The 12,592-nt window shown below is 36.0% G+C and carries 9 protein-coding genes; all 9 read left to right on the top strand.

The genetic code is table 11. From position 1 onward, the window contains the following. Nucleotides 1-65: 65 nt before the first annotated feature. Complete coding sequence (locus tag AC1RPG_RS04160; RefSeq protein ID WP_481761575.1) at nucleotides 66-1,205, top strand: 5-(carboxyamino)imidazole ribonucleotide synthase; 1,140 nt, start codon at nucleotides 66-68, stop codon at nucleotides 1,203-1,205. Between the two features lie 144 nt (nucleotides 1,206-1,349). After that, a complete protein-coding gene (pcrA, locus tag AC1RPG_RS04165) occupies nucleotides 1,350-3,575 on the top strand; it encodes a DNA helicase PcrA (protein ID WP_481761574.1) in 2,226 nt (741 codons plus the stop codon). A gap of 34 nt (nucleotides 3,576-3,609) precedes the next feature. Continuing rightward, nucleotides 3,610-5,631, top strand: a complete 2,022-nt coding sequence (gene ligA, locus AC1RPG_RS04170; protein ID WP_481761630.1) for an NAD-dependent DNA ligase LigA — start codon at nucleotides 3,610-3,612, stop codon at nucleotides 5,629-5,631. Next, complete coding sequence (locus AC1RPG_RS04175; RefSeq protein ID WP_481761573.1) at nucleotides 5,618-6,766, top strand: CamS family sex pheromone protein; 1,149 nt, start codon at nucleotides 5,618-5,620, stop codon at nucleotides 6,764-6,766. Before ligA ends, AC1RPG_RS04175 begins: the two co-directional genes overlap by 14 nt. Before the next feature lie 37 nt (nucleotides 6,767-6,803). Continuing rightward, a complete protein-coding gene (gatC, locus tag AC1RPG_RS04180; RefSeq protein WP_409022077.1) occupies nucleotides 6,804-7,106 on the top strand; it encodes an Asp-tRNA(Asn)/Glu-tRNA(Gln) amidotransferase subunit GatC in 303 nt (100 codons plus the stop codon). Nucleotides 7,107-7,108: 2 nt separating this feature from the next. Continuing rightward, nucleotides 7,109-8,572, top strand: a complete 1,464-nt coding sequence (gene gatA / locus AC1RPG_RS04185) for an Asp-tRNA(Asn)/Glu-tRNA(Gln) amidotransferase subunit GatA (RefSeq protein ID WP_481761572.1) — start codon at nucleotides 7,109-7,111, stop codon at nucleotides 8,570-8,572. Next, nucleotides 8,572-10,002 (top strand): Asp-tRNA(Asn)/Glu-tRNA(Gln) amidotransferase subunit GatB, encoded by a 1,431-nt coding sequence (gatB, locus tag AC1RPG_RS04190; protein ID WP_481761571.1) that lies wholly within the window; start codon nucleotides 8,572-8,574, stop codon nucleotides 10,000-10,002. The genes gatA and gatB overlap by 1 nt, the downstream gene beginning before the upstream one ends. A gap of 34 nt (nucleotides 10,003-10,036) precedes the next feature. Further along, the gene (locus AC1RPG_RS04195) at nucleotides 10,037-11,077 is read left to right on the top strand and encodes a diacylglycerol kinase (RefSeq protein WP_481761570.1); all 1,041 of its coding nucleotides are present in this window, start codon (nucleotides 10,037-10,039) and stop codon (nucleotides 11,075-11,077) included. Nucleotides 11,078-11,209: 132 nt separating this feature from the next. Next, entirely contained in the window at nucleotides 11,210-12,574 is a 1,365-nt protein-coding gene (rlmD, locus tag AC1RPG_RS04200; RefSeq protein ID WP_481761569.1) for a 23S rRNA (uracil(1939)-C(5))-methyltransferase RlmD, read from the top strand. The last annotated feature ends 18 nt before the right edge of the window (nucleotides 12,575-12,592 follow it).

A 12,592-nucleotide genomic window follows, 5' to 3' on the forward strand; every position in this document is an offset into this window, starting at 1 on the left:
ATTGCCCCGCGGGATAACAGTATGATTAAGGGTATAAAGCAAAAGTAGAAAGTAGTGAATATATAGTGGAAAAAAAAGTTATCTTTCCTGGAAGTACATTGGGAATAATCGGAGATAGTCCAACGGGTGCAATGTTGGCTATGGCTGCAAGAAATTTAGGGTTTAAAATCGCAGCATACAGTCAAAATGAAGTTAGTGAGACACTTCAATTAGCAGATTATTCTGTTGTAGGTAAGATGAATGATAAGGATAAATTGAAAGAATTCGCTGAACGAACAGATATTGTGACGTATGAATCTGAACACGTTAATTCAGAAGTGATTGAATATATTTCAAAATATACTTATGTGCCACAAAAGTATAATGCATTAGAAATTATGCAAGACCGCTTGTTGGAAAGAGCTTTTTTTGAACAATTAAATATTAATATTCCACCTTTTGAAACAATTGTATCATTAGAAGATGTGTATAATTCTGTACTTTCAATTGGGTATCCCAGCGTTTTAAAACCAATCCAAAAAGGGTTTGGTAAAAGTTACCAGAGTGTTCTCAATACGCAAACTGATATTTCAGATGCGGCGTACTTGGTTGAACGTGGCACCTATATTTTAGAATCATGGATTCCTTATGAACAAGAAATCTCAATGGTTCTTATCAAAAATGGTAAGGAAATTAATTTTTTCCCAGCTGTTGAAAATAAATATCGTGATCATCGATTACACGAATCAATCGTACCAGCTAACTTAGATACAGAAATTTCTGCTGAAATGCATAAAATTGCCATTAAAGTTGCGGAAAATCTAGACTACACTGGCGCATTAGAAATTGGCTACTTTGTAACTAAATCAGGTGCAATTTATGTTAAACGTGTCGTGCCCGCTATGCATCAATCAGGGTATGTTTTTGATAAAGCAACAAACGTTAGCATGTATGAACAGCATTTACGTGCCATTTGTGGATTGCCACTATCAAAAGTGAAATTCCTTGCACCAACTGTTATGGTGTCATTAAAAGAAGAAGAACGTGCCGATTTAAAGACACAGTGGGTTCTTAAAAATAATTGGTATTACCATTTTTATCGTTACCCTGAAAATCATAAATTAGATCGTGCTGGGCATATTTTGGTTCAGTCAGATTCAGTTCGTGAAGCATTGAATCAAATTGAAGATACAGGCATTTGGGATAAAAAAGAAACAACAAATTAAATGAAATTAGAAGGATGAATCGTTTTGAATCGGTTCGTCTTTTTTTATGAACAAGTTGAGACATATATTCATAAAAATTAAAGAAGTTAAGGCGTTTTTTTGCTATAATAAATAATGACTGATTTATAGAGAGGATTGATTAATTTGACTACTGAAAGCTTATTGAACGGAATGAATAACAAACAAAAAGAAGCTGTCCTAAAAACAGAGGGACCACTCTTAATTATGGCTGGAGCTGGAAGTGGTAAAACGCGAGTATTAACGCATCGCGTTGCTTACTTAATTGAAGAAAAAGGTATCAATCCATGGAACGTATTAGCAATCACATTTACAAATAAAGCATCAAAAGAGATGCGCGAACGTGTTAATAAATTACTTAACAAAGGGGCAGAAGATGTTTGGGTTTCAACATTCCATGCACTTTGTGTTCGTATTTTGCGACGTGATATTGACCAAATTGGTTATAATCGTGCATTTACAATTGCCGACCCAGGTGAACAAAAGACTTTAGTAAAACGTATTTTAAAAGAACAAAATATTGATCCACAAAAATTTGACCCAAGAACCGTTTTAGGAGCAATTTCAAATGCAAAAAATGATTTATTAACAGAAAAAGAATACGCAGAACGTGCTGCAAGTATGTTCGAACAAATGGTAGCTAAAGTTTATACGGCATATCAAAAAGAGTTACGCTCAAATCAAGCAGTTGATTTCGATGATTTAATTATGTTAACTATCCGTTTATTTAAAGAAAAGCCTGAAACATTGGCTTTTTATCAAAATAAATTTCAATATATCCATGTGGATGAATATCAGGATACTAATGAAGCACAATATACCTTAGTAAACATGTTAGCTGAACGTTTCAAAAATCTCTGCGTCGTCGGGGATGCTGACCAAAGTATTTACGGTTGGCGTGGGGCAAACATGGATAACATTATGAATTTTGAAAAAGATTATCCTGATGCTGATGTTGTTAAGTTGGAACAAAACTATCGTTCAACGAAAACAATTCTGAATGCTGCCAATGCAGTTATTGATAATAATACGAACCGCAGTGATAAGAGTCTTTGGACTGATAATAAAGATGGTGAGAAAATTTCTTACTACCGTGGCCAAAGTGAAAATGATGAATCACATTATGTGGTTGAAAAAATTCAAGAACAAATTAAAGATAATCACTTAAATTACGGTGATTTCGCCATTTTATATCGAACGAATGCACAGTCTCGTGTGATTGAAGAGACATTCTTAAAATCAAGCGTTCCTTACAAAATGGTTGGTGGACACAAATTCTACGAGCGATTGGAAATTCGAGATATCTTAGGCTACATTCGTTTAATTGCTAATGATCAAGATTCAATGAGTTTTGATCGTATTGTAAATGTCCCAAAACGCGGTATCGGTGCAAGTAGTGTGGACAAATTACGTGAATTTTCAGATATGAATAATTGGACAATGCTTGAAGGTGCTGAAAACTCAGCGCTTGCTAATATTTCTGGTAAAGCTGAAAAATCATTACAAGAATTTGCCACAATGATTCGTGGATTACAAAAAATGCGTGAGTTCTTGAATGTGACCGAGTTAACAAAAGAAATTTTAAAACAATCAGGTTATGAAGCTAATTTGAAAAAGACGAAAACGATTGAAAATGAAACGCGACTTGAAAACGTTGAAGAATTCTTGTCTGTAACTCAGCAATTTGATGATCGTTGGGAAGCTGAAGAAGATGATAGTGACCGTTATGTTGATTTCTTAGCTGATTTAGCACTAGTTTCTGCACAAGATGATATTGAAGAAGAACCTGAAGAAGTCACATTGATGACATTACATGCCGCTAAAGGACTTGAATTTCCAGTTATCTTTTTAATGGGATTGGAAGAAGGCATATTCCCTCTTTCTCGTGCCATGTTAGAAGATGATCAACTTGAGGAAGAACGTCGTTTAGCATATGTCGGAATTACTCGTGCTGAACGCAAATTATATTTAACAAATGCTTTTTCAAGAATGTTGTATGGTCGTCGTCAAAGTAATCAAGCTTCACGTTTCATTGGTGAAATAGATGAGTCATTACTTGAATTAGATAATCAAACGGCAGCACCATCTCGTAATTCATCGTATTCCAATCAACGTGCGACGGCGACAACATACCGTCGACCTGCTAAAACCGTTGAACGTGATAATGGTACAGGTGCTGATGCAGTTGTTTGGCGTATTGGTGAAAAAGTGGAACATAAAGCTTGGGGTACTGGGACAATCGTTAAAGTTTCAGGATCAGGTTCGGATGCTGAACTTGATATTGCTTTCAAAGAACAAGGGATTAAGCGTCTGTTGACAGCTTTTGCACCAATTACAAAAAAAGTGGACTAAATAAAAGGAGGGTTCAAGTTTGTCAAATCAAGCCATAACATTGGAAGAAGCAACTAATAGAGTGAATCAATTAAAAACTGACTTAATCAAATGGACGCGTCAATATTATGTCCTTGATCAGCCAACAGTTGAAGATCATGTTTATGATGAACACTACCTACAACTAGTAGAACTTGAAAAAGCCTTTCCTAATTTAGTGACACCTAATTCACCAACGCAACGTGTTGGTGGCCAGGTACTGCCTGGTTTTGAAAAAGTTTCGCATGAAGTACCAATGCTTTCATTGGGGGATGTCTTTTCCATTGAAGAACTATCGGAATTTGATCAACGATTACAAAAATCAGTTGATGCTGAGGTAAGTTACAATACTGAACTCAAAATTGATGGATTGGCCATTTCGTTAACATATGAAAATGGTGTATTCGTTAAAGGATCAACTCGTGGAGATGGCACAATTGGTGAAAATATTACTGAAAATCTTAAAACAGTCAAATCAATTCCACTAACATTGACGGAACCCATTTCAATTGAAGTTCGTGGAGAATGTTACATGCCAACAAAGGCGTTTGTTGCGTTGAATAAACGTCGCGAGGAAGCTGGAGAAACGGTATTTGCTAATCCTAGGAATGCAGCAGCAGGTAGTTTACGACAATTAAATACAGCTGAAACGGCTCAACGACAATTGAGTACATTTATCTATTATATAGTTGATCCGGATGTCAAAACTCAAAGTGATGCGTTAAAACGCTTGTCTAAACTTGGATTTAGAACAAATACTGAATCACGTGTTACGAGTGATATGACAGAAATTTCGGCATACATTAATGAATATCAAGCAAAACGTCATGATTTATCTTACGATATCGATGGTATTGTTATTAAAGCAAATTTATTCACGATTCATGATGAAGTTGGTAATACGGTTAAAGTTCCAAAATGGGCAATTGCCTATAAATTCCCGCCAGACGAGCAAGAAACTAAAGTTCTAGATATTGAATGGACGATTGGTCGAACAGGTGTCGTAACACCAACTGCAATCATGAATCCTGTGCAGTTAGCGGGAACAACAGTTTCTCGGGCATCATTGCATAATGGGGATTTACTGAAACAAAAAGATATTAGAATTAACGATACGGTTAAGTTGCATAAGGCTGGGGATATTATTCCAGAAATTTCTGAAGTTGTCTTAGATAAACGACCAGAAGACAGTGTTGTGTATAGTTTGCCAACGAACTGCCCAGTTTGTGGAGCAATATTAGTTCATCTGGATGAAGAAGTTGCATTACGTTGTATCAATCCAAAATGTCCCGCACTCATTAAAGAGAGTCTGGCACATTTTGCTTCTAGAAATGCGATGAATATTGATGGACTAGGGCCTAAAATTGTTGAACAATTATTTGAAAATAAGTTAATTAGTGATGTTGCAGGATTGTATCAGTTAACTGCCGATCAACTGTTAACGCTAGATAATTTCAAAGAAAAATCGGTTAATAAATTATTAAATGCAATTGATATTAGCCGACAAAATTCAGTGGAACGCTTATTATTTGGACTAGGAATTCGGCATGTTGGAGCTAAGGCTGCTCGATTGGTTTCAGCCGAATTTAAAGATATTCATCAATTAATGACAGCAATTTCCGAAGATATTCTCGTCATTGATTCAATCGGACAGGTGATTGCGGATAGTCTTGTGACTTATTTTGCCAATGACCAAGTTCGTGAATTGATTGATGAACTGGATAATGCGCAAGTTAACTTAACCTTTTTAGGCAAAACAACTGCTGAAATTGCAGAATTAGCTGAAGGTAGTCCCGTGATGGATAAGAAAGTTGTCCTAACGGGAACACTTGATCAGTTGAAACGAAGCGATGCTAAAAAATGGCTTGAAGCAAATGGTGCTTCTGTTGTTGGTAGTGTTTCGAAAAAAACAGACCTATTAATTGCCGGGCATGATGCTGGAAGTAAGTTAACAAAAGCGAAGCAACTAGAAATTGAAATTTGGGATGAACAACAATTTATCTCAGTTATGGAAGGAGTGTCATATGAAAAAAATTAAGATTGGACTTATGTTAAGTTTCTCGTTAATTTTCTTAGCAGCCTGTGGCAATGTTGCCTCATCAGGCTCGTCGGGAACCTCTAAAAATACATCAAGTTCTGGTTACCAGACAACTGGCCAAACAAGTGATAGTAACTATGAAGGTGTCATTAAAGATGGTAAATATTTAACAAGTAAATCAAGAGGTGTGGCACTCACACAAAATGACAATGTCTTGAATTTAAAAAGTTTTGAATCTGGTCTGTTAGATTTATCTAAAGATCAATTTGCTACTGACAGTTATATTTTCCAAGAAGGACAATATTTAACAAAAACGACTGTTCAAAGCTGGTTAGGACGTGAATCAAGTGCTAATAAAGACGGATTAAACCCTAAGAGTAATGGTAAAACGGGTGAAACAGACCGTAATCCCATGTATGTACAGCAAGTTGAAGAACAAGATTTTATGACAAAAAAAGGCAGCAAATTATCACTCTCGGGTATCTCGGTAGGTATCGGAATGAACTCAGTTGATTATTATCAAAAAGAAGAATATGGGGCTGAATATAAAACCGTTATTTCTGATGCAACAATGAGAGAAAAGGGTAAAGAAGCTGCTAACAAAGTGGTTGCTCGTCTTCGTAAAACCAAAGGAATTAGTGATAGCGTTCCAATCATGGTGGCAATGTACAAGCAAGCACCAAACGATAGTTTAGTTGGCGGTAGTTTCTACGCCTACGCTGTGAATAAGAATGGTAAAACGACGATTGATAATTGGGATGATGTTTCAATTAAGAGTTATACGTTCCCAACGACATCGACGGCCACATCACCTAATACAAATGATGAAACGACATTTACGAATTTTAAAACTGAAGTTCAAAGTTTCTTTCCTAATTTAGCAGGTGTAACAGCACAGGTACAATATAAAAACAAAGCAATTACAGGGATGCACATCAATATTACAACTCAATTTTATAGTGAAACAGAGATTATTAGTTTCACTCAATATTTATCAACAACGGCCGTGAAATATTTAGCATCAGGGATTCCAATTGACATTACTATCAAAGGTAGTGATGGGACAATGCAAAGTTTCCTTGCCAAAACAGCTAAAGAAAGCACATACTATACGCATGTATTTACCAGTTATTAAAAAGAAATTAATTTGAATTTTGAAGGGATGGTTTTGAATGTCAATTAGTAAAGAAGAAGTCAAACATGTCTCAGAGTTAGCTAAACTAGAACTCAGTGATACAGATTTAGAACTATTTACCAGTCAATTAGATGATATTATCGGAATGGCTGAACAATTATCAGAAGTAGATACAACAGGCGTTCCAGTAACGACACATATTACAGATGTTCTCAATGTGATGCGTGAAGATGTCGCAGAAGAAGGAACAGATCGAGACTTACTCTTTAAAAATGCACCGGATAGTGAAAATGGCCTTATTAAAGTGCCAGCAATTATTGATGAAAGTGAGGAAGCTTAAGCATGGATTATTTCAAACAAGATTTATCAAGTTTACATGACGCATTAGTTAATAAAGAAATGAGTTCTGAAGAATTAACGAAGGCAACCTTTGCTGAAATTAAAGCACGTGATTCAAAGATTTCTGCTTTCCTCGCAATGAACGAAGAAATGGCACTTAGCCAAGCTAAGGCTGTTGATGCTGCTGGTATCGATGCAAATAATGTCTTAGCCGGGATACCAATGGCTGTTAAAGATAATATTGTGACAAAGGATTTAACAACAACTGCTGCAAGCAAAATGTTAGAAAATTTCAATCCAATATATGATGCAACAGTGATTGAAAAAATGCGCCAAGCACAAATGGTGACAATTGGTAAAACAAACATGGATGAATTTGCTATGGGTGGTTCTACTGAAACGTCAGCTTTTAAAACAACAAAAAACCCTTGGAATACAACGAAGGTTCCCGGTGGCTCATCAGGTGGTTCAGCTGCTGCAGTTGCTTCAGGTGAAGTTATTGCTGCTTTAGGCTCAGATACTGGTGGTTCTATCCGTCAACCTGCTTCATTTAATGGTGTCGTAGGAACAAAACCAACTTATGGTCGTGTATCACGTTATGGTTTAATTGCATTTGCATCAAGTTTGGACCAAATTGGACCATTCACACGTGGCGTTAAAGATAACGCTGCTGTTTTAAATGCAATCAGTGGTAACGATGTTCATGATTCAACGAGTTCAGCGCAAGCTGTTCCTGATTTTACTGCTGGATTAACTGGCGATATTAAAGGAATGAAGATTGCTTTACCTAAAGAGTATTTAGGTGAGGGTGTTGATGCTGGTGTTAAAGAAGCCATTCAAAAAGCAGTTAAGACGTTTGAAGAACTTGGCGCAACAGTTGACGAAGTTAGTTTACCAAACAGTAAATATGGTGTGCCCGTTTACTATATTCTAGCTTCTTCTGAGGCATCATCTAATTTACAACGTTTTGATGGTATTCGTTATGGATTCCGTGCACAAGACGTTAAGAGTTTGGAAGATGTTTATGTACGTTCTCGTTCAGAAGGTTTTGGGGATGAAGTTAAACGTCGGATTATGTTAGGAACATTCTCATTATCTGCTGGAACTTATGACGCTTTCTTCAAGAAAGCAGCTCAAGTTCGGACTTTAATCTGCAATGATTTCCGTAATGTATTCAATGATTATGATTTGATTATTGGGCCTACTGCACCTAATACAGCATTTAATATTGGTGATAAAATTGAAGACCCAATTACAATGTATATGAATGATATTTTAACGATTCCAGTTAACTTGGCTGGACTACCCGGCATGTCAGTTCCTGCTGGATTCTCAAATGGCTTACCAGTTGGATTACAATTAATTGCGAAATCATTCGATGAAGCAACAATGTATCGTGCTGGTTACGCATTTGAACAAGCAACTGATTTCCATAAAGAAGTCCCTACGTTAGGAGGCCAAAACTAATGAATTTTGAAACAACAATTGGACTTGAAGTTCATATTGAAATGAAAACTAACTCTAAGGCATTCTCACCTTCAAAAGTTGATTTTGGGGCAGAACCTAATACGAATACCAACGTTATTGACTGGGGTTATCCAGGTGTTTTACCAACTGCCAATAAAGGGGCAATTGAATACGGAATGCGTGCTGCCTTAGCTTTAAATTGTGAAATCACAAAGGATAACCATTTTGACCGAAAAAATTACTTTTATCCTGATAATCCAAAAGCTTACCAGATCACACAATCAGAAGAACCTATTGGTCGTAACGGCTTCTTAGAAATTGAAGTTAATGGCGAAACGAAAAAAATCGGAATTGAAGAAATGCACGTTGAAGAAGATGCGGGTAAAAATACGCATAATCCTAACGGCTATTCTTATGTCGATTTAAACCGTCAAGGAACACCTTTGATTGAAATTGTTTCACGTCCTGATATCAAAACACCTGAAGAAGCTTACACATATCTTGAAAAATTACGTCAAGTTATTCAATTTACCGGTGTTTCTGATGTGAAGATGGAAGAAGGATCAATGCGAATTGATGTTAATATTTCAATTAACCCAATTGGCCAACCCGGTTATGGGACAAAAACTGAAATGAAAAATTTAAATTCATTTGAAAATGTGCGTAAAGGACTTGAATTTGAAGAAAAACGTCAAATAAATGTCTTGATGTCTGGTGGTATTGTTCAACAAGAAACACGCCGTTTTGATGCACCAACTGGTACAACTATTTTGATGCGTGTCAAAGAAGGGGCTAGCGATTATCGTTATTTCCCAGAACCAGATATTCCACCAATTCATATTAGTGATGACTGGATTCAAGAAGTTAGAGAATCAATTCCCGAAATGCCTGACAAACGACGGACACGCTATGCAAGTGAATTAGGCTTGCCTGAATATGATGCTGAAGTCTTAACACAAACAAAAGAAATGTCAGATTTCTTTGAAGACACAATTAAGTTAGATGCAGATCCTAAGTTAGCTGCTAACTGGTTAATGGGTGAAGTTAATGCGTTCATGAATACAAATAAATTAAACTTACAAGATACTAAATTAACACCAGCAAATCTTGCTGGAATGATTAATTTAATTACTGATGAAACAATTTCAAGTAAGATTGCTAAAAAAGTTTTCCAAGAAATTATTAAAAATGGTAGCGAACCTAAAGCTTGGGTTGAGTCTAAGGGACTTGTTCAATTATCTGACCCAGCTAAGTTACAACCCATTATTGATGGTATTTTAGATAACAATGAACAATCAATTGAAGATTTCAAAAATGGTAAAGATCGTGCTGTTGGATTCTTAATCGGACAAATCATGAAACAAACACAGGGACAAGCAAATCCTAATGTGGTCAATCAATTATTGATGGCCTCATTGAAGCAAAGATAATCTTATTAAAATAAGATTCATGTGGAGGAACGGAATGAGAAAAAGAGCCAGAATTATCTATAACCCAACATCCGGTCGTGAGGCTTTAAAAAGTGATCTCGTGAGTATTCTAGACATCATTGAAAATGCCGGGTATGAAACTAGTGCTTATGCGACGACAGCGAAGAAACATTCAGCTCGAGATGAAGCAACGAGAGCTGCTAAATCAGGGTTTGATTTAGTAATTGCTGCTGGTGGCGACGGAACCATTAATGAAGTTGCTAATGGAATTGCTGGTCTTAAGCACCGACCTAAGATAGGTGTTATTCCAGCTGGAACGACAAATGATTATGCGAGAGCTTTGAAAATACCTAGGGATGATTCAGTTGCTGCTGCAAAAGTAATTGCAAAAGGTAACACAGTTAAAATGGATGTTGGACAAGCTGGAGAAAAATATTTCATTAATATCGCTGGTGGTGGATTATTAACGGAATTAACTTATGATGTTCCTTCACAATTTAAATCACTTTTTGGTTATCTGGCTTATTTAGCTAAAGGTGCTGAAATGTTACCTAGAATGAAACCAATTGAAATGAACCTTGAGTATGATGGGGGAATTTTTAAAGGGAAAGCATCAATGTTTTTATTAGCATTGACGAACTCTGTAGGTGGCTTTGAACAAATCGTACCAAACGCTTCACTTGATGACGGTAAGTTTACCTTGCTTATTGTTAAAGCGACTAATATCGCCGAAATGTTGCATTTAATGGCACTTGTGTTAAATGGTGGGAAGCATATTAATGATAAACGTGTGATTTATGTTAAAACGTCTAAATTAATTGCTAAACCAGTCGATAATAAAATGATGATTAATATTGATGGTGAATATGGTGGTGATGCACCAATGACTTTCAAAAATTTAAAGCAACATATCGAAATTTTTGCGAATACAGATGCATTGCCAGAAACGTCAATTACGTCAGGTCGTACGGCTGCCGAAATTACAGCTGAAGAACATTTTGTAAAAGAAGTCCAAGAAATGCATAGTGAAGATGTTGACGGTAATGGTACAATTAGTAAAGTAAGAGATAACTAAGAAATTAAGTAGGATTGAGGTGCTTGGTAAAGGCCTCAATCCTGTTTTATTTCTAGAGTTGGCAACTATTGACTTTTAGGGGTTAAACATGGTTGAATAAAGTAAATACGCAGGAACATCGAAAGGACAACAATGAAAAAACTACCTCCAGTAATAAAGAACCAAGAATTTGATACAGAAATTATCGATTTAACTTATCAAGGTATGGGTGTCGCTAAAGTTGATGGCTACCCATTATTTATTGAAAATGCATTACCAGGCGAAAAAGTTAGTATTCGTGTAATGAAAGTTAGCAAGAACTTTGGTTTCGCTAAAGTTTTAGCTTTTCGTAATGAGAGCCCAGATCGTGTTGAAACAAAAGGTTCAGCATATACACAAACTGGAATTGCACCTTTACAACATTTAGCATACCCAGCACAATTAAAATTCAAACAAGCACAAGTTCAAGAGTTATTGAAAAAAGCGCATTTGGATATTGAAGTATCTGATGCTGTTGGAATGGAAAATCCTTTCCATTACCGTAATAAAGCACAAGTGCCTGTTCGCGAAATTGCTGGTGAATTAAAAACAGGATTCTTCAAGAAAAACAGTCATGATTTTGTTGCAATTGAAGATTTTTTAATTCAAGATGAAGAAATTGATAAAGCAATCGTAGCTGTACGTGATGTCTTACAACGTTTCCATGTGGAAGCATATGACGAACGTGCACATAAAGGGATTATCCGTCACATTATGGTTCGCCGTGGTCATTACTCAAAACAAATGATGATTGTCTTAGTAACACGCTCTAAGAAATTACCAATGTTTACTGAAATTACTGCTGCAATCCGTGAATCATTACCTGAGGTTACAACTATTGTTCAAAATACAAATTCTGAAAAGACAAATGTTATTTTAGGCCGCGAAAACAAAGTTTTATTTGGCCCTGGTTATATTGAAGATCAATTAAATGGATTAACATTTAGAATTTCACCACATTCTTTCTACCAAATTAATCCTGTCCAAACAGAAAAATTATATGCTGCAGCATTTGAACGTGCTGGTTTAACTGGTAATGAAACAGTTATTGATGCTTATAGTGGTATTGGAACAATTTCATTATCAATGGCAAAACATGCTCGTCAAATCTATGGTGTAGAATTAGTTTCTGCAGCGGTTAAAGATGCGAAAGAAAATGCTAAGATTAATGGTATTGATAATGTTCGTTTTGAAACTGGGATGGCAGAAAACTGGATGGAAAACTGGAGTCATGCTAACTTAAGACCTGACGTTTTAGTTGTCGATCCTCCTCGTAAGGGGCTAGAACCAGCATTTATTGAAAGTACACTTAAAATGCAACCTAAAAAAGTTGTTTACATTAGTTGTAACCCTTCAACATTAGTTCGTGATTTACAGAGCTTCTTAGATGATGGTTACAAAGTTACAAAACCAATTTTACCAGTGGATCAATTCCCACAAACAACACATATTGAAACAGTTACAATTTTAGAAAAATAACCAATTTAATATAATAGA

The organism is Dellaglioa sp. CoH-57-MRSF-18, assembly GCF_056781995.1.